This is a genomic window from Pseudomonas sp. MC6 (assembly GCF_054790575.1).
In genome coordinates this window covers 2,315,041-2,336,572 of the sequence record NZ_CP186504.1, presented here as the reverse complement: position 1 = coordinate 2,336,572, position 21,532 = coordinate 2,315,041, and the positions used below count along the sequence as shown (strand labels likewise).

21 protein-coding genes and 1 pseudogene are annotated in these 21,532 nt (G+C 56.7%); 10 read left to right on the top strand and 12 right to left on the bottom strand.

What is annotated here, in order from left to right; all coding sequences use genetic code 11:
• Positions 1–42: 42 nt before the first annotated feature.
• The 8 genes from ACOYXE_RS10340 to ACOYXE_RS10305 all read left to right on the top strand — a co-directional run bounded on the left by ACOYXE_RS10340 (position 43) and on the right by ACOYXE_RS10305 (position 3,804).
• A complete protein-coding gene (locus tag ACOYXE_RS10340; RefSeq protein ID WP_460929048.1) occupies positions 43–588 on the top strand; it encodes a hypothetical protein in 546 nt (181 codons plus the stop codon).
• A 301-nt stretch (positions 589–889) separates the two neighbouring features.
• Positions 890–1,099, top strand: a complete 210-nt coding sequence (locus ACOYXE_RS10335) for a hypothetical protein (protein WP_405124036.1) — start codon at positions 890–892, stop codon at positions 1,097–1,099.
• Positions 1,089–1,544, top strand: coding sequence for a hypothetical protein (locus ACOYXE_RS10330; protein WP_460929046.1), 456 nt, complete (start codon positions 1,089–1,091; stop codon positions 1,542–1,544). The genes ACOYXE_RS10335 and ACOYXE_RS10330 overlap by 11 nt, the downstream gene beginning before the upstream one ends.
• Positions 1,545–1,610: 66 nt before the next feature.
• The gene (locus ACOYXE_RS10325; RefSeq protein ID WP_174244444.1) at positions 1,611–1,964 is read left to right on the top strand and encodes a hypothetical protein; all 354 of its coding nucleotides are present in this window, start codon (positions 1,611–1,613) and stop codon (positions 1,962–1,964) included.
• Positions 1,965–2,043: 79 nt separating this feature from the next.
• The gene (locus ACOYXE_RS10320; RefSeq protein WP_095122884.1) at positions 2,044–2,457 is read left to right on the top strand and encodes a hypothetical protein; all 414 of its coding nucleotides are present in this window, start codon (positions 2,044–2,046) and stop codon (positions 2,455–2,457) included.
• A gap of 56 nt (positions 2,458–2,513) precedes the next feature.
• Positions 2,514–2,924 (top strand): hypothetical protein, encoded by a 411-nt coding sequence (locus ACOYXE_RS10315; protein WP_405124035.1) that lies wholly within the window; start codon positions 2,514–2,516, stop codon positions 2,922–2,924.
• 158 nt (positions 2,925–3,082) lie between these two features.
• On the top strand, positions 3,083–3,424 hold the full coding sequence (locus ACOYXE_RS10310) for a hypothetical protein (RefSeq protein ID WP_095122880.1): 342 nt from the start codon (positions 3,083–3,085) through the stop codon (positions 3,422–3,424).
• 35 nt (positions 3,425–3,459) lie between these two features.
• The gene (locus ACOYXE_RS10305) at positions 3,460–3,804 is read left to right on the top strand and encodes an immunity protein YezG family protein (RefSeq protein WP_405124034.1); all 345 of its coding nucleotides are present in this window, start codon (positions 3,460–3,462) and stop codon (positions 3,802–3,804) included.
• Positions 3,805–3,890: 86 nt separating this feature from the next.
• On the opposite strand, the pseudogene ACOYXE_RS10300 reads toward ACOYXE_RS10305, so the two are convergent.
• Positions 3,891–4,049: pseudogene (locus tag ACOYXE_RS10300) on the bottom strand (DUF899 family protein); the annotation flags it as partial.
• Between the two features lie 499 nt (positions 4,050–4,548).
• Here ACOYXE_RS10300 and ACOYXE_RS10295 point away from each other — a divergent pair.
• The gene (locus tag ACOYXE_RS10295) at positions 4,549–4,851 is read left to right on the top strand and encodes a hypothetical protein (RefSeq protein ID WP_160057449.1); all 303 of its coding nucleotides are present in this window, start codon (positions 4,549–4,551) and stop codon (positions 4,849–4,851) included.
• A gap of 112 nt (positions 4,852–4,963) precedes the next feature.
• On the opposite strand, the gene ACOYXE_RS10290 is transcribed toward ACOYXE_RS10295, so the two are convergent.
• The 9 genes from ACOYXE_RS10290 to ACOYXE_RS10250 all read right to left on the bottom strand — a co-directional run bounded on the left by ACOYXE_RS10290 (position 4,964) and on the right by ACOYXE_RS10250 (position 14,351).
• Positions 4,964–6,601: a BatD family protein gene (locus tag ACOYXE_RS10290; RefSeq protein WP_460929042.1), complete on the bottom strand. Its 1,638-nt coding sequence runs from the start codon at positions 6,599–6,601 to the stop codon at positions 4,964–4,966.
• Positions 6,598–8,334, bottom strand: a complete 1,737-nt coding sequence (locus ACOYXE_RS10285; protein ID WP_460929040.1) for a vWA domain-containing protein — start codon at positions 8,332–8,334, stop codon at positions 6,598–6,600. Before ACOYXE_RS10285 ends, ACOYXE_RS10290 begins: the two co-directional genes overlap by 4 nt.
• A complete protein-coding gene (locus tag ACOYXE_RS10280; RefSeq protein ID WP_405124033.1) occupies positions 8,331–9,410 on the bottom strand; it encodes a vWA domain-containing protein in 1,080 nt (359 codons plus the stop codon). The genes ACOYXE_RS10285 and ACOYXE_RS10280 overlap by 4 nt, the downstream gene beginning before the upstream one ends.
• Positions 9,403–9,900, bottom strand: coding sequence for a DUF4381 domain-containing protein (locus ACOYXE_RS10275; RefSeq protein ID WP_160057453.1), 498 nt, complete (start codon positions 9,898–9,900; stop codon positions 9,403–9,405). The genes ACOYXE_RS10280 and ACOYXE_RS10275 overlap by 8 nt, the downstream gene beginning before the upstream one ends.
• The gene (locus ACOYXE_RS10270; RefSeq protein ID WP_160057454.1) at positions 9,897–10,841 is read right to left on the bottom strand and encodes a DUF58 domain-containing protein; all 945 of its coding nucleotides are present in this window, start codon (positions 10,839–10,841) and stop codon (positions 9,897–9,899) included. The genes ACOYXE_RS10275 and ACOYXE_RS10270 overlap by 4 nt, the downstream gene beginning before the upstream one ends.
• Before the next feature lie 5 nt (positions 10,842–10,846).
• The gene (locus ACOYXE_RS10265) at positions 10,847–11,806 is read right to left on the bottom strand and encodes an AAA family ATPase (RefSeq protein ID WP_007913915.1); all 960 of its coding nucleotides are present in this window, start codon (positions 11,804–11,806) and stop codon (positions 10,847–10,849) included.
• A 273-nt stretch (positions 11,807–12,079) separates the two neighbouring features.
• Positions 12,080–12,433, bottom strand: a complete 354-nt coding sequence (locus ACOYXE_RS10260; protein WP_160057455.1) for a hypothetical protein — start codon at positions 12,431–12,433, stop codon at positions 12,080–12,082.
• Between the two features lie 70 nt (positions 12,434–12,503).
• Positions 12,504–13,070 carry a hypothetical protein gene (locus tag ACOYXE_RS10255; RefSeq protein ID WP_095122866.1) on the bottom strand — a complete coding sequence of 189 codons (567 nt, stop codon included), beginning with the start codon at positions 13,068–13,070 and terminating at the stop codon, positions 12,504–12,506.
• A gap of 81 nt (positions 13,071–13,151) precedes the next feature.
• Positions 13,152–14,351: a colicin-like pore-forming protein gene (locus ACOYXE_RS10250; RefSeq protein WP_038369291.1), complete on the bottom strand. Its 1,200-nt coding sequence runs from the start codon at positions 14,349–14,351 to the stop codon at positions 13,152–13,154.
• A gap of 755 nt (positions 14,352–15,106) precedes the next feature.
• Between ACOYXE_RS10250 and ACOYXE_RS10245 the strand changes: the two genes are divergently transcribed.
• Positions 15,107–20,002: an NAD-glutamate dehydrogenase gene (locus tag ACOYXE_RS10245; protein ID WP_160057457.1), complete on the top strand. Its 4,896-nt coding sequence runs from the start codon at positions 15,107–15,109 to the stop codon at positions 20,000–20,002.
• Between the two features lie 164 nt (positions 20,003–20,166).
• Here the strand turns inward: ACOYXE_RS10245 and ACOYXE_RS10240 are convergent, their stop codons facing one another.
• Both ACOYXE_RS10240 and ACOYXE_RS10235 read right to left on the bottom strand, forming a co-directional pair.
• Entirely contained in the window at positions 20,167–20,880 is a 714-nt protein-coding gene (locus ACOYXE_RS10240) for an ATPase (RefSeq protein ID WP_160057458.1), read from the bottom strand.
• Between the two features lie 217 nt (positions 20,881–21,097).
• Positions 21,098–21,502: a cupin domain-containing protein gene (locus ACOYXE_RS10235; RefSeq protein WP_160057459.1), complete on the bottom strand. Its 405-nt coding sequence runs from the start codon at positions 21,500–21,502 to the stop codon at positions 21,098–21,100.
• Positions 21,503–21,532 lie beyond the last annotated feature (30 nt).

The following is a 21,532-nucleotide window of genomic DNA, read 5'->3' as shown; positions in this document are numbered from 1 at the left end:
GCCATCATATTGACATTGCCTCGACCGCATGGAGCAAATGCAGTGCAACTGATCAACTCTATTTCCCCGGTTACCGACACTGAAAAATATGATGCCTGGAAGAAACAGTGGGCGAAGCAGGAAGGGTTGGATATTCATTCGTATATCAATGATCAATGCCACCCGGAACAGATGCTGGTGTTTTCGACATTGTTCTTCCCGACGTTCGTCATGTCTCAAGGGGGCGTTTTTCTAGAGCGAAATTTTTCAGTAGAAACGTTCGCGCGCTGCTTGAGTCTGGCCTCTCACGACATGGCAGAGGCTGAGCGACTGTTGAATTATGTGAAGCTCTACGATGTTTTTGGTCAATACGGGGATGGCGTATCAGCCAGCATATTTCTGCAGTTGTGCGAGGTCATTGGTTTTGCCTGGCGCATGGTGCTGAAGGAAAAATTCCTGGACAAATCATTTAGTGTCGAGGTCTCGAACTCCGACGAAAATTACGGTCCGGTGATTACGTTTTATCAGGTGAAGCAATTATTGATAGTGGGTCGGCAGGCTTTCCGCCCGGAGAATCCGGACAGTGAAGATACTTTGCCCGAGGTGTGAGCAGGACCACATTGTCGGTGCCAGTATCAGGGCTACCGGGACTGAGTTATTTATATGCCCAGAGTGTGACGCCATCTGGTTTTCAATTGAGAAAATCGGCGTTGGACCTTTTATGGATTATGGTACTTACATGCAAAGCATGGGGCTTTCAATGCTGTGGGACGAGTTGGACGTCATTTCCGAAGAGCCATAGGTGGTGAATGGGATAGACCACGTTTAAATAAACGTTGTCATTCCCCGGTTCTCCAGCCTTTCCGGGGGGGGTGGAATTGCTGTTGATGAGAAATGGAAGGAAGAGTCGTTGGGCGCAAAAGACGCATTGTTTTCCGGTGAGAAGAATACTGGTTTGCTTGAGGTTTTGAGGTCTTGCTTTCCTGCTATCAACCTTGCGTTCGTGCTGGATTGGGTTCCTGAACAAGGGGAAGATATCTATTGGGTGCTGGTTGATAACTCAAGAGTAGCCATGATTGAAAGATTTGAACTGGGTGAAGGATTAGCTAATGAGTTTTGAAATCCTGCTGGAAAAAGAGCCTTTCGAGCACTTTGGAACCCAGGCCTTACGTGGATTGATACGACTGGGTGACGAAGAGGAAAACTTCTTTGCTCCGATCTCCTTCTGGGGCAGGCAGGAATACGTGAGTAGCTGGTACTCATCGCTTTGTCTCGGTCTCGAAAGGAGACAGCATTCTGTATTAGTCACTTCAATGCTTGATCCAGACTCCGCAAATTTTCTGATGGTCTGGGTTTTATACTTTGTTGGAGAGTCTGTTCACATTCAGAATAATGTGGTTTTTCTAGACTACGTTGTTTCCGGGTTCAATCTGGATGATGTTAATTCTTACGTCGGTGCACGAGAGGTCGTTAACGAAGATGGCGACAGGATTTCCGAGTGGGTCGTCCCTCTGTCGGAGGTGCTCAGTTTCAAAGAAAATTTGAAGATGGAAGTCGATGCTTGAGCGCCGAAGAGCTACTAAACAGTCGCTTCGCGAAACGTAACAGTCAGAGTCGTACTGGAGATAAGGTTGAAGATTGAGATGAATGATTTCGAGGCGGTGAAAGACCTGATCATCCAGTTGGTGAAAGAAAAAACCGGTGATTTTGATGCCGACAGTTGGGAGGCTGATTACAAGCTGAATTGGGAGTCCGAGTTGGCGGAAAGGCTTGAGAGCGCTCTTTTCAGTATGTCTAAAATGGCCTCCGCGAGGGAGAGTGGCGATGGTGTCATGTTGACGGCGGCGCTGGTGCATTCCCGGATGAATTTCATGGACCTCGCAAATTTTTTCAGGGACATCTTTGACGATCTCGATGCACTGCTGGTAAAACCAGTCTGGCCGGATATTCCTGAAGGGTTTGATTACGGAAAAAGCGCAAATTAACGGGTCGTGCGGTTTTACCCTGATGGAATCCTGGCACAACGTTTTTCCCGTCTATGAATCCTAAATATCGGGCACATTCATGGAGCTGAAGTTTTTTTATCACTCGGCCGGTCCTCACCCTGTTTTGGGCGAGGTCTTTTATGAAATGGCGCAAGTGAGCTCGGGGCAGGAGGGGGCTCAACGCTATGAGCTTTATGTCTGCAGCGTGCTGGGCGCCGTTGCGCAAACCCCGGCCAGTTGTGATCGAATGCTTGGGTATCTGGCGGCTGTACTGGATGGCACAGAGCGATCAATTTGTGCGGGTGGAAACGACGTTGTTTTGAATATTGATACAGCGGGTGTGCAGGTTGACATTTCGATCAATGACGACTGGATCGGTCAGCCAGAAAGCAAATTCACCTTGCAGGAATGGCAAAAAATTCTTGAGGGCTGGAAACACCTTTTGGAGTTGCCCCAGGGGTCAGATGAGGTTGTGTTAGTCCAACTGCCATAGAAAATTTTGACCCTCAGCACACGCGCTGAGGAGTAGTCGTAAATTCCAAGGCATTTATGGAACTGAAATTTTATCAAACCGCCGGCGGTATCTACCCCGAAGGACAGTTGTTTCACGCGATCGTTGAAGTGAATTCTGATCAGGAAGACGCGCAACGCTACCAGCTTTATGTATGCAGTGTTCTTGATGCCATCGCACAAGTTCCGGAGGATTGTGATCGTCTGCTGGCAGCTATTTCAACAGTAGAGCGGGGCGCGCAAACCTCAGTCACTGAAGGGGGAAACGATGTTCTGCTGAATATGAGCTCCGAGGGAGTACAGGTGGATATTCTGATCAACGATGACTGGACTGGTCAGCCGCAAAGCTGGTTTACGTTGGAGGAGTGGCGCAAGATCCTGAAACAATGGAAGCATACTTTAGAGCTGCCAAAAGCTTCCGATGAGGTTGTGATACTGAAATTGCCATAGTTGAAAAATGAATCAGTGGAGAGCGGCACAGAGAGTTCTTACCGTTGAATCGAGTGACAATTTCTTGAGACATACGAGTAAATGATGGGGACAGACCACTTTTAGAAAGTACTCCGAAAACGTAGTCTGTCCCCGTTTTACTATGAGAGAAAATTGAGATGAATGATTTTGAGTCGGTGAAACAGCTGATCATCGAGCTGATGAAAGAAAAGGCGGGTAGCTTTGATGGCAATAGTTTGGAGGCCGATTACAAGCTGGACTGGGAGGTTGAACTTTCCGAAAGGTTGGGAAACGCTCTCTACAATATGTCCAGAGCGGCATCCGCCAAGGAAAATGCAGACGATGTCATGTTGAAAGTTGCGCTGATGAATTCACGTGTGGACTTCATGGATCTGGCTAATTTTTTCCGCGATATTTATGACGATCTCGATGCGCTGGTAAAAAAACCTATTTGGCCGGAAATCCCCAAAGGTTTTGTTTACGAAAAAGTTTCGGATTAAGAGGCCGCTGGCTGGGGTGTAAACGGGGGGGTAGGATGAGTGAAGACGAAATTTATCGCCAGATCGGCCAAATTCTGATTAACACTGCTCCTGATACAGCGAGTGCGGTTATCGTTGAGGCTGAACTTTCACCCGAGGATGATCATTGTAAGTTGTTGTTTGACTATATTGATGAGAATGGAGAGAAAGATTGGTTCAGCCCAGGCAGCCCAGAGGTCGATGTTGGTATTCATGAAAACCTGATAGCGCTGAGGAATCTCTATAAAGCGCAAAACATGACATCCGGGCTACCGGTTTGGAACAGCTGTGTTATCACGTTGGATACCGTGCTGGGGAAGTTGAAAATTGATTTCAACTACATTGCGCCAGAAGAAGGTTGAGTGTTTTTTTCCTGTAAAGCCCTGGGAGATTTACTCAACGTAAATCTCCCAGGTTCAGTGCTATCTCCATGAAGTGGTGGAATCTTTTATCGTTCATGGCATCCGCAGGATTTTGTCTCATTATCATACCGATCATGATGCCGCACCCACTCCATGATCTCGTCCTCATTTCTGCCCTTGGGCGTGAGGTCGAGGTAGTTGTAGGCGCCGACCAGCATGTCCAGACTACGGGCATAGGTTGAATAGGCGGAGGATAACGGGACAGACCTCTTTTAAAAAAAACGTGGACTGTCCATGAGGGATCTTTCGTGGGTGTGACTCCAAAATCGCCATAAGGCAACTTGAACAGAAAAAGGACACTTCAGTAGCCATGCCAAAATTTGCTTGTGTATGCGGTCACGTCATTAACCTGTCTCAAGGGACGTCCGAGTGTGAAATGTCTCTGGTCGCTGAACAGAAGATAGATGAAATTGGCTATGCGCTATCAAATCGCTGGCTGTCTGAAGACGAATTCTACGAAGCGATAGACCAAGGGGCTGTTACGGTTTATCGATGCCAGCAGTGCGGGCGGCTGCACGTGGACCAAGGTGGTGGACAGTTTTCTTCCTATATAAAGGAAGTGAATTAGTTGCTTGGGATTGGGCGATTGAAGTTGACAGGATGTCGAGGCCAACTGTGTCGAGCTTTTCCGCGCACACTTAAAAGAGGGGATGATTGGAACAATAAATTTCCGGAGGTCAGAGAGTGATTGCTGAAGATTTTGAACTTGTGACAGCCATTTTTCAGCTGGTTGAGGCCGGAATTGTTCACGGTTATGACGCCTTTCGATACCGCGTTGAATGGGGGGGGAACTATATGGAGGCAGACCTCGCCGTTGAAAAAAATGGCTCAGAAATCTGGGACGCTGAAACTGATTTCAACCATTCGAAAATCTATGCGCTTGTAGAAAAATTACACGAGCGTGCGGTCGCTCGCGGTGAACCCTGGAAGGCATTTGTTCTCTCCTATCGCGAAGGCGAACAAGTGAAAACGAAATTCGACTATTGATTCCGATTGTTTTCAGCCTTTTTTCCCTAAAGTAGAATCGAAAGATCGCAGCCTTCGGCAGCGCCTACACATACCCTCTGTAGGAGTTGCCGAAGGCTGCGATCTTTTGCTTTTACTTCGGATAAAGCGGCGGCAACCCGCTGTCACCCACCGGGTCCTGCACCCGTTCCGCCGCCGGAATAGTCCGGATCGCCCGCCACAAATCCTCACCCTGCCAATGCTGCCCCGTCTCGCTGTACAGCGCACCATTAAGCCCATCCAGCGCATCCGACAACGGCACAAACCGCGCCGCCATGTCCGCCAATGTCTCCGGCTGCTGCCGCGCCCACGCATCCAGCGCCTGCCGCGTCGCCTGCGGATCATTCGCCTGGCTCGCCCGCTTGATGTCATCCATCAACGTGCGCGGGCTCGGGCCGGTTTGGGCGGCGCGATGCACTGCTGGTTGCCAGCGTGCGCGCCACCACAGGCCGAAGCCGAGGAGGGTGGTGCAGGCGAGGATAAGCGTGCTGAGTTTCCACCACCACAACACATCGTTATCGACGGCGCTCAGTTGCAGATTGCCGGCCGGGGTGTCGACTTGCAGGCTCGGATTGTTGGCCACTTGCAGGGTGCGCGCGGGCAGGCTGCTGTGTTCCAGATGGTCTTCGAAGGTGTTCCACCAGACCACGTCCACCGTCGGCAAGTCGATGGCGCCGCTGCGACTTGGTACCAGCGCTTCGCGTTCTTCGCGGCTGCCGACAATACCGCGGTCGGTGCTCTGGTTACTCAGCACCGGTTGATCGGGGTAGCGGCGCAGGCCGTTGACGTCGGTGGCGGGCAGCGCTGGCAGTTGCGAGCTGGCGAGGCCTTCGACTTTCAACGTCAGGCTGCGTGTCAGGGAATCACCGACCTGGGTGTGCTCCGGCTCCGGGTTCCAGCTTTCGCTCAGGCTCAGGCTGCGCGCGGGCAGCCAAGGCGCGTCGACGGGATAGGTCAGCGGTTTGGGTTTGACCGTCAGGGGGATTTCGGACGAACTGACGCGCATCAGTTTGCCCGGCTTGGGGCCCTGCGCATTCGCGTCCTGAGACGGCTGCGTGTCGACCAGCGTCGCGCTGAACGTTTGCGGCGCAATGGTCAGCAAACCGCTGTGCTGCGGGTAGATCGCATAGCGCATCTCGATCACGCCGTGGCGCACACCGTTGAGGTCTTTTTCGTAGGTGCGCGTGTCGCCGAGTTGCTCGATGCGCGCATCGGCGATTTGCAGCGGCGTCAGGCTGCTGTCGTCGTAAAGCGACACCGAATGGTAGATACGCAGGGTCAGAATTGCCTGTGCCTGCACATACACGCTGGACTGATCGAGGCTGGCCTCGATGAACACCGGATCAAGGCTGTTCTTATTCTCGCGGGTGTCGCTTTCGACCACTTGTACGGTGATCGGCTGGCTCTGCGCGTCGCCCAATTGCAGCGGCGGGATCACCACGCTGCCGTTCTCTTTGGGCAGCAGGGTGATGATCCAGCGCGTGGTCGCGGGGTTGTCACCATTGAGGGTGTTGAGCTGGTTGACCTGCCGCGTGCCGCGCACTTCGAACAACGCTTCCAGCGCAGTCAGGTCGGGTTTGCCGAACTGGGTGACGTCGTTGGTTTCGAGGGTGAGTTCGACCGTCTCGCCGGAGTTCAGGCGACTGCGATCCACACTGGCGGTCAGCTCGGCCGCCTGGGCGGTGGCCGTGCAGAGCAGCAGGGGCAGCAAGAGAGCGGTGAAGCGGGTCATCGAGTGTTTTCCTGATCCTGATGTTGTTGCTGTTCGTACCAGAATTTGCGTCGCAGCAATTCGCCCGGATCATCCGGGATCTTGCCCAGCCATTGTTCCAGTGCCTGGCGTTGCTCGCCTTCGAGGTTATCTTCACTCGGGCGCAGCGTCGGCACGGTGTCCGTCTGTTCTTCCTCGTCGCTGCCCGGCACTTCGTTGGGGCCTGGCTGCGGCGGCGTGGTCGGTGGCGGTTCGCTGGCCGATTCGCTCGGTTGCGCTTCGCTGTGGGTTTCACTTTTTACCGCCGGTGGTGGTGCGGTTGCAGGCGGTGGTTCGTCGCCGGGCAGGCTCTGTTCGGTCGATTTGTTGTCCGGTTCGGCGGGCGGCGGCGTGTTTTTCTGTTTGAGCAGGTTTTCCACCAGCGCCTTGTTGGTCTGCGCCGGGCGCAAATCCGGTTGCAGTTCCAGTGCCTGTTCATAGGCGTCGATTGCCGCTTCCAGCTCACCGCTTTTCGCTAAAGCGTTGCCACGATTGTAGTGGGCGCGGGCATCGCTGCCTTCGGCGAAACGCTGAGCGGCGCCACTGTAGTCGCCGGCCTCGTACAACGCCACCCCTTGCCATTGGTGATCGTCAAAATGCTGCGCGGCTTCGGCCGGACGCTTCTGTTTGAGCAAGTGCAGGCCCTGTTGATCGGGGCGCAGCCACAAGTCCTCAAAATCAAAAGCGTAGCTCGGCTGTGGCAAGCACAGCAGCAACGGCAGGCAGAACAACCAGCCACGACGCCCGGCACACGCAGCGAGTAACAACAGCGGCAACAGCAGCCAGTAACCCTGATCGGCCCAGGTATCGAGGCGCACGGTCTGGCCATCATCGCGCAGGCTGCGTGGACCGTTGAGCAGGCCGAGCGCGCCAAGATCCGCTTCGTCGAGGCGCGCAGGGTGGTATTCGCCACCGACGCTGTTGAGGAAAGCGCTCAGGCCCGGACTGTCGAGTTGTGGCACGCGAATCGCGCCTTGTTCGTCCTTGAGGAAACTGCCGTCCTCTTGAGCGATTGGCGCACCTTCGGCGGTGCCGACGCCGAGCATCAACAACTGCGCCGATTGTCCGCTGAGTGCGCGGCGAATGCCTTGGCGTTCTTCTTCATCGAGCGATGAGCCGATCAGCAGAATCCGCCCCTGACCGAGCGCACCCTGTTTCAGCAGCGCCAGCGCTTTACTCACGGCGAGATCGGCACGGTGGCCGCTTTCCGGCATCAGCGAAGGCTTGAGCGCATCGAGCAAATTGCGACTGGTCGCCAGGTCATCCGACAGCGGCACCAGCGTGTGCGCGCTACCGGCGTAGACGATGATCGCGGTCTGCGCATCGCTGCGCGCCTGCAACAGGTCGAAGAGCTTGCGCCGCGCCTGTTCCAGTCGCGTTGGCGGCGAGTCGGTGGCGAGCATTTCCGGGGTCAGTTCCAGCACCACCACCAACGGATCGGCGGGTTTCTGGCTGGTCTGTTCGACGCGTTCCCAGCTCGGCCCGAGCAGCGCCAGGACCGTCAGCAACCACGCCACGCCGAGGGCGACCCACGGCAGTTTGCTGTCGCGACCATTGCCGCCGCTGAGCAGGGTGGCATGAAACGCTGGCGGCAAGATCATCTGCCAGCGCCCGGCACGTTTCTGTCGGTGCCAGAGTTGCCAGATCAGCCAGCCCAGCAGCGGCAGCAACAACAACCACCACGGACGGAACCAGTGCGGCCAGAGCGCGATCATCGGCGCCTCCGCAGACGCAGGCGCTTGAGGCGCTCGCGCCAGTCAGGCAGCGGACTTTGCAGATACAGCTCCTTGCTGAACAGGCGTTGCAGCGGGTTGTCCGGCCACAATTCCCGGGCGACCAGCAACAGGCTCAGCCATAACGCCAGCGCCAGAGGCCAGTGATACAAGGCTTGCGCCGGGCGGGCCTGGGTCGGTTGCTGGGTGACCGGCTCGAGTTGATCGAGGGTGTCCTTGATCGCTTGCAGTTCCTTGCCGTCGTGGGCGCGGAAATACTGGCCGCCGGTGACTTCGGCGATGGCTTTGAGCGCCGGTTCGTCGAGGTCCAGGCTCGGATTGACGCCGAGCAGGCCGGTTGAACCGCTGTCCTCCGGATTGGCGCCGATGCCGATCGGGTAAATCTTCACGCCTTCGCTAGCGGCCAGTTTTGCCGCCGTCAGCGGATCGATTTCGCCGCCGTTGTTCGCGCCGTCAGTGACCAGAATCAGCACGCGACTTTGCGCCGGGCGCATGCGCAGGCGTTTCAGCGCCAGACCGATGGCATCGCCGATGGCGGTGTTTTTGCCGGCAATGCCGATGCGCGCTTCGTCGAGCCAGACGCGCACGGTGTGGCGATCAAAGGTCAGCGGCGCTTGCAGATAAGCCTGACTGCCGAACAGGATCAGGCCGACACGGTCGCCATCGCGGCTTTCAAGGAAATCACCGAGCAGATGCTGCACCAGCGTCAGGCGACTGACCTCTTCGTCCTGCCACTGCATATCGGGGAAATCCATCGAGCCGGACACATCCACCGCCACCAGCAGATCACGCCCACTGGCAGCAATCGGCAGTGGTTCGCCGAGCCATTGCGGGCGCGCGGCGGCGGTCAGCAGCAACAGCCACAACAGCATGAACGGTGCTTGTTGGCGCCATGCGGGGAGATTGGCGCGAGCGCGACGGCGGGCAAGGCCTTCGAGGTCGGACAAGAAACTGACTTTCAGTGCCGGTTCGCCGCTGTCGGCCACTGGCAATACGAGGCGCATCAGCCACGGCAGCGGCACCAGCACGAAGATCCACGGCCAGGCGAACTCAAACATGTTTGCGAATCCACGTGTCGACAGCCTGGGTCAGGCCGGCGATGGCTTTGTCGTCGAGTTTGCATTCTGGTTTGTACGCGCCTTCGACCAGCACCATCCAGCGCGTCAGGCCCGCCGCCGGGCAGCGGTTGTCGAGGAACGCCAGCCATTTGCGCCCGTTGAGGGTATGGCTCTGGCTGTAGGGATAGTGGTTGCGGCACAGGCGTTTGAGCAGGCCGTTGAGTTGCTGCAGCCACGCGCCAGCCGGAGCGCCGTCGTAGGGTTTGGGCATTTGCGCCAGTTCGGCGAGGGCGGCGATGCGCACGGGGTCGAGCGGCTGTTCGGCGCGCACGATCGGGCGCTTTTTCATCGGAAAGAAACGGCGCAGACGCCACGCGGCATAACCGAGCAGCGGCAGCAACAGAAGCAGCAGCCACCAACCCGGCGCCGGCGGCCAGAAGGCGATCGGTGGCGGCGAGATCAGTGGTTGCAGTTGTTCGAGGCCGCTCATCGACCTTTCCCCGGTCGCTGCGGATTGAGGAATTCGCGCATCTGCTCGACCATTTCGCTTTGCGTGCTTAGCGGCATCAGCAGCACCCGTAGCTTTTGCGCGAGCAGTTCCCAGCGAGCGATGCGCGCTTCGGCCTGGGCGCGATAGGTCTGGCGCAGGTCGAAGTTGAGGGTGTCGAGTTCAAGCTGTGCGCCACGTTCGGCGAACCGTAGAAGGCCGGCGGCGGGCAGGGCGTGATCAAGGGGATCGGACAGCGGCAACATCAGCAGATCGCAATGGCGCGACAGGAGGCTCAGTTGCTGTTCGGCGCTGTCGGACAGCGCGCGCTCATCGCAGATGACGATCACCAGACTGCCCGGGCGCAGCACTTCACGGGCGCGGCGCAAGGCCACGCCGAACGCATCGCGATCCGGTTCACGCTCGCTGTGCAGCGACTGATTGACCTTGACCAGACGATTGAGCAATTGCAGCAGGCTCTGTTTGCTGCGCCGTGGCTTGATTTCGTAGTGCTCGTTGTCGCCGAACACCAGCCCGCCAACGCGATCGTTGTGGCCGAGCGCGGCCCAGCCGATCAACGCCGCAACTTGCGCCGCGAGCACCGATTTGAACATCAGCCCGGAACCGAAAAACAGCCGCGTGCTTTGCTCGACCATGATGAAAATCGGCCGTTCGCGTTCTTCATGGAACAGCTTGGTGTGCGGCTCTTGCGTGCGCGCCGTCACGCGCCAGTCGATGGTGCGCACGTCGTCGCCGGCCTGATAGACCCGCACTTGATCGAAGTCGACGCCGCGGCCACGGAATTTCGAGTGATGCAGGCCGATCAGCGGGCTGCGCTGACTCGGCGTGGAAAACAGCTGCACTTCACGTACGCGGTGACGCATCTCGATCAGCTCGGCGAGGCTGACGCGGATGCCCGGTTCGGACGGCAGGGAAGCGTTCATGGGGGTCAAGCGACGGCTACGACGTCGAGAATCCGCTGCACCACCCGATCCTGATCGATGCCGGCGGCTTCGGCTTCAAACGACAAAATGATGCGGTGACGCAACACATCGAACAGCACCGCCTGAATGTCTTCCGGGCTGACGAAGTCGCGACCGGCCAGCCAGGCATGAGCGCGGGCGCAGCGGTCGAGGGCAATCGAACCGCGCGGGCTGGCGCCGTAAGCGATCCACTCGGCCATTTCCGGGTCGAACTTGGCCGGGTTGCGCGTGGCCATGACCAGTTGCACGAGGTATTCCTCCACGGCGTCGGCCATGTACAGACCGAGGATTTCCTTGCGCGCGGCGAAGATTGCCTGCTGGCTGACGCGGCGCTCGGGTTTTGTTTCGCCGTTCAACGCTTCGCCACGGGCCTGCTGGAGGATGCGGCGCTCGACGGCGGCGTCCGGGAAACCGATTTTTACGTGCATCAGGAAACGATCGAGCTGGGCCTCCGGCAGCGGATACGTGCCTTCCTGCTCGATCGGGTTCTGCGTGGCCATCACCAGAAACAGCGGCGACAGCTCGTAAGTGCTGCGGCCGACACTGACCTGACGCTCGGCCATGGCTTCGAGCAGCGCCGATTGCACCTTGGCCGGGGCGCGGTTGATTTCGTCCGCCAGCACCAGGTTGTGGAAGATCGGCCCTTGCTGGAACACGAAACTGCCGGTTTCCGGGCGATAGATCTCGGTGCCGGTGATGTCGGCCGGCAGCAGGTCAGGGGTGAACTGAATGCGATGGAACTGGGCTTCGATGCCCTCGGCGAGTTCTTTGATCGCTTTGGTTTTGGCCAGACCCGGAGCGCCCTCGACCAGCATGTGGCCGTCGGCGAGCAGGGCGATGAGCAAACGCTCGATGAGTTTTTCCTGGCCGAGAATCTGCGTTGAAAGAAAGGTTCGCAGCGCCAGCAGCGCTTCACGATGTTCCATCGGTGACTGTTCCTGGAAAGGGGTGGCCACGCGCGTTCGGATAACGCCGGGGCTGGGGGCGTTACTTTAATCCATCGCGGGGGGTGGCGACTAACGGCATTTTGCGCAAAGTGCGGGAAATGACTGGGGGAATTGTTGGGTTTTTGTAGTGCCGGGGGAGGGGCTGTGTTCTTCAGGGTCCCTTCGCGAGCAAGCTCGCTCCCACATTGACGGTGTACACGCAGTTCAAATGTGGGAGCGAGCTTGCTCGCGAAGAGGCCTATTCAGAAACCATCAAACTTCGTTAATGAAGGTGCCAGTCCCGTCGAGGATATTCGTCAAGGTCTCGACAACCTCATCCATATCCACCATATCCGGGTTAAAGCTGATCTCCAGTACATCATCCCCATTCAACGCATCAGCATCCGCCGCCGCAATCTCGATCTTCAGCAGCGTCGAGGTCAAAGTAATTTTTACGCCGTCGAGCGTCGAAGGCTCGCCATCCAGGGTGATCTCCAGCTCATCCTCATCCGGATAGCGGCTCATCAGGAACATGTCGCCCTTGTCGCTGTGGCAGCAGAGCATGGCCATGTTGTCTTCTTCGTCATCGCACGGGTTGACGATCAGTAGGGCGGTGGTCATTTGCATCGGGGTATTCCTAGTTGGCGCGGACAAAATGTAATTTTGCCACCCTAAAAAAGTTTTTGCTGCTATTGCTTCACGCTTTTTCTCTAGAGTTCCACCACCTTTTTAGAATGCGACATGGGATGTAATACAAGCAGCGTTGCACCATAAATGGTACAACGAGAAATGGAAATAAAGACATGGCCACGTTGTGGGCGGAAAAGAAAAAGACATTAAGTCCGAACAAATTTCCGTATTTGCCTTTGGTTGTTCCGAGGTCTGTTGATGTCAAATAAAAACACCAGATAAAAAGTGCTGAGAGAGCTACGCCTGCGAAAAGCAAGGTCAGATATCGTCTAAGTGTCATTTGATCGAACTGCGTTGAGTCGAACTTTTCCGTGAAGGCATAAAAAGTTGAGACAGCAGCGAGCAGGGGGGCAAAAAGCGCAATATAATTTGCAGTCGCTTTTGAGCTGAAAGGAAATAAGGATGACCAGAAACCAATCAGTCCGAATAGCTGATTGTCCAGAAAGTGATCAATCGCCATATCCAAGTTGGACTGAGGGTGGGCGGGAAGGATCAGGTTAATTAGAAAAATGGGCGTCGCGAACAGTCCGAATGCAATCAAAGGTAAAGGTTGATCTGGTTTTTTACTCGTCATGAACTGCACTCTTTGGAATCGAGGTTTATGCCGCTTTGGTAATCGGGGTCTGGCAAGGCGTGCTCGACCCCGACAGTGACTTTAGCGCTGATCTTTCAGTGCAGTTTCTAGGTGGTCAGAGATGAAAGCGTTTATTTTTTCTACATTATTGGCATTTAAAAGAGATGCGATTGTGGCAATCGCTACGCCAACGGCAACGATACCTATTGCGCTAGCGGCGAAACCCGGGCTGAACACTGCGAGCAATGTCGCCACCGCCGCGCCAGCACCCACGCCGAGCGCGATACTCTCAAGCTCCAGAATCAAGGGCTTCCAGTTACCGTCCCGGAAGCCAATGACCGTCTTTTCGATCACCGAATGGGCCTGAACGATTTTTCCGGTCACGCCAAACCCCTTGGCGAGCTTATTGACACTGTCCATATAGGTCGCTTTATCCAGCGCATTGAGCGCGTCCACAACCGCACGCGTATCCTGCGGACTGAGCCGCGCATTGGGATTGGTCCGCACTGTCTCGAAAGTCTGCATCGCCTCCGCATAGCTTCTGATCTTCTTCCCCGAAATATCCTTTTGAAGATCCATGACCACCTGGTGCAGATTGGCGCCATATTTCTCGAAGATGTATTTGTTCGCGTCGGCGACGAAAGCCACCGCGCGTTTGTAGTCATCAATGCGTTTGGCTTCTGCTTCGGCCGCAATTCGCTTTTTTTCGTCGTCCTGTCGTTGAGCTTCCGCCAGAGCGGCCAAATGAGCTTGTTCTGCCGCGTGTCTCTGAGCTTCTTCAGCACGTCGCGCCGCTTCGGCAGCCTGTTGTTGCGCAAGCGCCTCGGCCTGTCGACGGGCTATCTCGGCATACAGTTGTGCTTGTCTTGATTGAAGGCTGGAAATTTGCGCATTCAACAGCATCGCATCATAAGTCGCTTGCAACTTTGCATGCTGTCGAGAAGTCTGCACGTCTCTCAGCTTTTGTTGCAGTGCCGTATTCTTCTGAAAGAGTAACTCGTTGACGGTGTTGGTTGCTCTGTCGAGCCATGCTTGCGGGGTTGCATCAATCAATGGTGGCTGTCGGCTGTCTGCCAGATTGAGCTCTATTTGCAAGTTGTGCTCAAGGTTTTGTTGTTGCGCGAGATAGTCGCTTTCGATGGCCAGTGTAAATCCATGCATTGGATTACCAAGCGGATAATTCTTTAGAATGTCACCGCGAATGGAGCCTGGGTTCAGATTGATTATTTCCCATGTGCCGTCGCCATAAAATACAGTTGTCGGAAGTTCCAGTTGTCTCATGTGCTGACTCCTGTTCCTGATAAAGAACCTGTTCCGTGGTTCGGTCTCATATTAATAGCGCTGCTGGCAGAAATATTCTGTAGGGTCCGGTCTTTTAGTTTTGTGAGACAATTCTTGTCGGGTTGTAAGTTTTTATAAAAGCTTTTTGGTGGTCGTTATTTTTGGTGTTTTTTTGATTTAAAAAGAGCTGCGGTAGAAATATCCTGCGATATTTTCTTATTGTTGGAGATGAAATTGCTGACGCGAAGGTAGGATTTTTTACGTGGCGGGACTGATCCGCGTCAACCGCTCGCGCTGAACCCGATGCCACGCTCAAGGTCGATAGAACGGCCTTGGGCGTTTTGGTTTCTGGATATGTAGAGGGAAAAGGTCTGCACTTGGGACGGATGTCCCGTAAATACGGGCATGTAGCCCGGCGTTTTCCGCCACGACTGCTAGTGTTTACCGGTGCCAAACCCTCGGTTTACGTGCCAATGACCGAATATGTCGCAGCACCGCAAGCAGACACATTGTCGCACCCTTTAAGCTGCGCAACGGATGAGCACCCGTAAAGGCATTGTCGGCACCGCTGGCAGTCGCTTTTGCAGATGCTCATTCTATGGAAGGTGAATGTGACCTGAGTGTCCCGTCCAGCTTCACCCACCTGTCTCCCTGTTTCCTCTGCCCGAGAATCAGGAACAGGGCGACACAAGCCCCGAAAGGGGTGTTGCACGCGACGCTTTCCATCAATAACAAGCTTAAGCGGAGTACCACAGATGGCGTTCTTCACCGCAGCCAGCAAAGCCGACTTCCAGCACCAACTGCAAGCGGCACTGGCGCAGCACATCAGTGAACAGGCACTGCCACAAGTGGCGCTGTTCGCTGAACAATTCTTCGGCATCATTTCTCTGGACGAGCTGACTCAACGTCGCCTCTCCGACCTCGCTGGCTGTACTCTTTCCGCGTGGCGCCTGCTTGAGCGCTTCGATCACGCGCAACCGCAAGTGCGCGTCTACAACCCCGATTACGAGCGTCATGGCTGGCAGTCGACCCACACCGCGGTCGAAGTCCTGCACCATGACCTGCCATTCCTGGTCGACTCGGTTCGTACCGAACTGAACCGCCGCGGCTACAGCATCCACACCCTGCAAACCACCGTGCTCAGCGTGCGTCGTGGCAGCAAGGGCGAGTTGCTGGAAATCCTGCCGAAGGGCAGCACCGGCGAAGGCGTTCTGCATGAATCGCTGATGTACCTGGAAATCGACCGCTGCGCCAACGCGGCCGAACTGAATGTGCTGAGCAAAGAGCTGGAACAGGTTCTCGGTGAAGTCCGCGTCGCGGTCGCCGATTTCGAACCGATGAAAGCCAAGGTGCAGGACATCCTCACCCAGCTCGATAACAGCGCGTTCGCCGTTGATGCCGACGAAAAGAACGAAATCAAAAGCTTCCTGGAATGGCTGGTGGGCAACCACTTCACCTTCCTCGGCTACGAAGAATTCGTGGTCACCGATCAGGCCGATGGCGGCCACATCGAGTACGACCAGAACTCCTTCCTTGGCCTGACCAAACTGCTGCGCACCGGCCTGACCTACGAAGACCTGCGCATCGAAGACTACGCCGTTGCCTACCTGCGCGAACCGACTCTGCTGTCATTCGCCAAGGCTGCGCACCCGAGCCGTGTCCACCGTCCGGCGTACCCGGACTACGTGTCGATCCGTGAAATCGACGCTGACGGCAAAGTCATCAAGGAACACCGTTTCATGGGCCTGTACACCTCGTCGGTGTATGGCGAGAGCGTGCGGGTCATCCCGTTCATCCGCCGCAAGGTCGAAGAAATCGAAACGCGCTCCGGCTTCCAGTCCAAGGCTCACCTGGGCAAGGAACTGGCGCAGGTTCTCGAAGTGCTGCCGCGTGATGACCTGTTCCAGACCCCGGTCGACGAACTGTTCACCACCGTGATGTCGATCGTGCAGATCCAGGAACGCAACAAGATCCGCGTGTTCCTGCGCAAAGACCCGTACGGGCGTTTCTGCTACTGCCTGGCCTACGTGCCGCGCGACATCTACTCCACCGAAGTTCGTCAGAAGATCCAGCAAGTGCTGATGGAGCGCCTGAAGGCTTCCGATTGCGAATTCTGGACGTTCTTCTCCGAATCCGTGCTGGCGCGCGTGCAGTTGATCCTGCGTGTCGACCCGAAAAACCGTCTCGACATCGACCCGGTGCTGCTGGAAAAAGAAGTCGTTCAAGCCTGCCGCAGCTGGCAGGACGATTACGCCGCACTGACCGTCGAGAGCTTCGGCGAAGCCCACGGCACCAACGTGCTGGCCGACTTCCCGAAAGGCTTCCCGGCTGGCTACCGCGAGCGTTTTGCTGCGCATTCGGCCGTGGTCGACATGCAGCACCTGCTGAGCCTCAACGAAAAAAATCCGTTGGTGATGAGCTTCTACCAGCCGCTCGGTCAGGTCTCCGGCCAGCGCGAGCTGCATTGCAAGCTGTATCACGCCGACACGCCGCTGGCGCTGTCCGACGTGTTGCCGATTCTGGAAAACCTCGGCCTGCGCGTACTGGGTGAATTCCCGTACCGTCTGCGTCACACCAATGGCCGCGAGTTCTGGATTCACGACTTCGCGTTCACTGCCGCTGAAGGCCTCGACCTCGACATTCAGCAACTCAACGACACCCTGCAGGACGCGTTCGTCCACATCGTTCGCGGCGACGCCGAAAACGATGCGTTCAACCGTCTGGTACTGACCGCCGGCCTGCCATGGCGCGACGTAGCGCTGCTGCGTGCTTACGCGCGTTACCTGAAGCAGATTCGTCTGGGCTTCGACCTCGGTTATATCGCCAGCACCCTGAACAACCACACCGACATCGCTCGCGAGCTGACCCGGTTGTTCAAGACCCGCTTCTATCTGGCGCGCAAACTCAGCGACGACGATCTGGAAGACAAGCAACTGCGTCTGGAACAAGCGATTCTGACCGCACTGGACGACGTCCAGGTGCTCAACGAAGACCGCATCCTGCGTCGTTACCTCGACCTGATCAAAGCCACCCTGCGGACCAACTTCTATCAGACTGACGCCAACGGCCAGAACAAGTCGTACTTCAGCTTCAAGTTCAACCCGCACGCGATCCCTGAACTGCCGAAGCCAGTGCCGAAGTTCGAAATTTTCGTTTACTCGCCACGCGTTGAAGGCGTGCACCTGCGCTTCGGTAACGTCGCCCGTGGTGGTCTGCGCTGGTCCGACCGTGAAGAAGACTTCCGTACTGAAGTCCTCGGCCTGGTAAAAGCCCAGCAAGTGAAGAACTCGGTCATCGTGCCAGTGGGCGCGAAGGGCGGCTTCCTGCCGCGTCGCCTGCCACTGGGCGGCAGCCGTGACGAGATCGCAGCCGAGGGCATCGCCTGCTATCGCATCTTCATTTCCGGTCTGTTGGACATCACCGACAACCTGAAAGACGGCGCGCTGGTACCGCCATTGAACGTGGTTCGCCACGACGATGACGACCCGTACCTGGTGGTCGCAGCGGACAAGGGCACTGCAACCTTCTCCGACATCGCCAACGGCATCGCCATCGATTACGGCTTCTGGCTGGGTGACGCGTTTGCGTCCGGTGGTTCGGCCGGTTACGACCACAAGAAAATGGGCATTACCGCCAAAGGCGCGTGGGTCGGCGTACAACGCCACTTCCGCGAGCGCGGCATCAATGTTCAGGAAGACAGCATCACCGTAGTGGGCGTCGGCGACATGGCCGGTGACGTGTTCGGTAACGGCCTGTTGATGTCGGACAAGCTGCAACTGGTCGCGGCCTTCAACCACATGCACATCTTCATCGACCCGAACCCGAATCCGGCGACCAGCTTCGTCGAGCGTCAGCGCATGTTCGACCTGCCGCGTTCGGCCTGGACCGACTACGACACCAGCATCATGTCCGAAGGTGGCGGTATCTTCTCGCGCAGCGCGAAGAGCATCGCGATCTCTCCGCAAATGCAGGAACGCTTCGACATCAAGGCTGACAAGCTGACCCCGACCGAACTGCTGAACGCCTTGCTCAAGGCGCCGGTGGATCTGCTGTGGAACGGCGGTATCGGTACTTACGTCAAGGCCAGCACCGAAAGCCACGCCGATGTCGGCGACAAGGCCAACGACGCGCTGCGCGTGAACGGTAACGAACTGCGCTGCAAAGTCGTTGGCGAGGGCGGTAACCTCGGCATGACCCAACTGGGTCGTGTGGAGTTCGGTCTGAATGGCGGCGGTTCCAACACCGACTTCATCGACAACGCCGGTGGCGTGGACTGCTCCGACCACGAAGTGAACATCAAGATCCTGCTGAACGAAGTGGTTCAGGCCGGTGACATGACCGACAAGCAACGCAATCAGTTGCTGGCGAGCATGACCGACGAAGTCGGTAATCTGGTGCTGGGCAACAACTACAAGCAGACTCAGGCCCTGTCCCTGGCGGCGCGCCGTGCCTATGCGCGCATCGCTGAGTACAAGCGTCTGATGGGCGATCTGGAAGGCCGTGGCAAGCTGGACCGTGCCATCGAGTTCCTGCCGACCGAAGAGCAACTGGCCGAGCGTATTGCTGAAGGCCACGGTCTGACCCGTCCTGAGCTGTCGGTGCTGATCTCCTACAGCAAGATCGACCTCAAAGAGCAGCTGTTGGGCTCGCTGGTTCCGGACGACGATTACCTGACCCGCGACATGGAAACGGCGTTCCCGCCGACCCTGGTCAGCAAGTTCTCCGAAGCCATGCGTCGTCACCGTCTGAAGCGCGAAATCGTCAGCACCCAGATCGCCAACGACCTGGTCAACCACATGGGCATCACCTTCGTTCAACGACTCAAAGAGTCGACCGGCATGAGCCCGGCGAACGTCGCTGGCGCTTACGTGATCGTGCGCGACATTTTCCACCTCCCGCACTGGTTCCGTCAGATCGAAGCGCTGGACTACCAAGTCAGCGCTGACGTTCAGTTGGAACTGATGGACGAACTGATGCGTCTGGGCCGTCGCGCTACGCGCTGGTTCCTGCGTGCCCGTCGCAACGAGCAGAACGCTGCCCGTGACGTCGCGCACTTCGGTCCGCACCTGAAAGAGCTGGGTCTGAAGCTCGACGAACTGCTGAGCGGCGAAATCCGTGAAAACTGGCAGGCGCGTTATCAGGCTTACGTCGAAGCCGGTGTACCGGAATTGCTGGCGCGTATGGTCGCGGGCACCTCGCACCTGTACACGCTGCTGCCGATCATCGAAGCCTCCGACGTGACTGGCCAGAACCCTGCTGAAGTGGCCAAGGCCTACTTCGCTGTGGGCAGTGCGCTGGACATCACCTGGTACCTGCAACAGATCAGCGCGCTGCCGGTTGAAAACAACTGGCAAGCCCTGGCTCGTGAAGCGTTCCGTGACGATGTCGACTGGCAGCAACGTGCGATCACCATCTCCGTCCTGCAACAGGGCGACGGCACGCTGGATGTGGAAGCACGCCTGGCGCTGTGGATGGAACAGCACGAAAGCATGATCTCGCGCTGGCGCGCCATGTTGGTGGAAATCCGTGCGGCGAGCGGTACGGACTACGCCATGTATGCCGTGGCCAACCGGGAACTGCTGGATCTGGCGTTGAGTGGGCAGGCGGTAGTGCCTGCTGTTGCTGCGAATGCCGAGCTTGAACTGGCGTAAGTAGTGCTTGAATGAGAAAGCCCCGGCGTCGAGAGATGCTGGGGCTTTTTTATGTCTGAGGGGTTTCTGGTGCCTGTTGCGGCGCCATCGCGAGCAGGCTCGCTCCCACATTTGGAGTGCGTTCCCCTGTGGGAGCGAGCTTGCTCGCGAAGAGGCCCTTACTGTCAATACAACTTCTGACCTTGTTTACTATCAAGCATCGACACTTTATCCGCAGGCCGCGCGACTAAATTGTTGAGCGACTGGTCAAACTTCTGCAGCGCCCGAACTTGCACATCCTGCTGCTGATTAATATCGGCAACTATCTCTTCCGACCGCTTGAAGTCCGCCCATACTGGCGTCAACTCTCTCGCCTCGGAACCTTTCGCCGTACCGATATAGTTCAACTGCGCATCATAAAAGTCGGCACTGACATCGGCCTTGATATCGGAACTGCGCGAAGTGATCAACTGACTGTGGGTGTCGACGATTGCTACCACATCCGGCCTGGCCGCACGCAGGCTTTGCATATTCGGATACACCGTCACCGAGCCGAACTGGCGTTGCAAGGATGCGTTGACCCATTCCACCGCCATGTCTGGTTTCGAGCTGGCGACGTAGGCGTCATGGATCGGTTGCACCAGCAGGCTCTGGCCAAAACCGGTGCCAGCGTTGGCCTGATAGTCGCGCAGGTATTCGCGGTTGGTCTGGGTGCTTGGGCTGTAGATCACGCCCAAGGACACGCCGGGACCGCTTTTCACTTGCGCGGCGCTGCTGCGGCCGGTGGGATGGGGGAGCAGGGTATCCAGTGAGGAAACGGCTTGCGGCGCGGTGGGTACCGAACAGGCGGACAGAGCCAAAACCGATATCGCCAGTACACTGGTGAACGCAAGTTTCATGGTGTTTCTCCCGTGAAACAACATCAGTCGGAAAGTTTGAAATGCCGTCGGCGACGACAGTTAATTCAGACTAAACCCGCCAAGCTGACAATTTGCTGTAATAAAACCAGAGCAATAGTTTGATTGGCTTTAACCCGTAGCGGCTAATTGCGCAGGGAAATAAAAAGGCGCTAATCGTCGATTTGCGCCCGTTTATTTATGGCTGATTAAACAGCCATCAGTTTTTCAGCGGGATCAACACCTGTTCATCCGGGGACAGCACCAAGAACACCAGCAACTTGGCAGGTTTGCTTTTGCTGGCATTTTTTGACACCAGATGTTCGGAGCCGGCGGGCTCGTACCAGAACTGGCCTTTCTTGTAGGTGATCGCCTGTTCACCTTTGACCTGGGAAATCACTTCACCTTCGAGCACGTAAGCCATGGCGGTGCCGTCGTGTTTGTGGGCAATGGAAGACTGGCCGGGTTTGTAGTCGACCTCGATCATCATGGCTTTTTTGCCCGGGGCGTTTTTCAGCATCTGGTCTTGCAGGACCGTGACTTTTTCCGAGGGATCGTGAGCGAAAGCGGCCGAGGTGCAAAGGCTCAGGGCGAGGGCGGCGGCGAAGAAGGGCAGGGCTTTCATGGCAGGCTACCTGTGAGGGTTGGGAGTGCA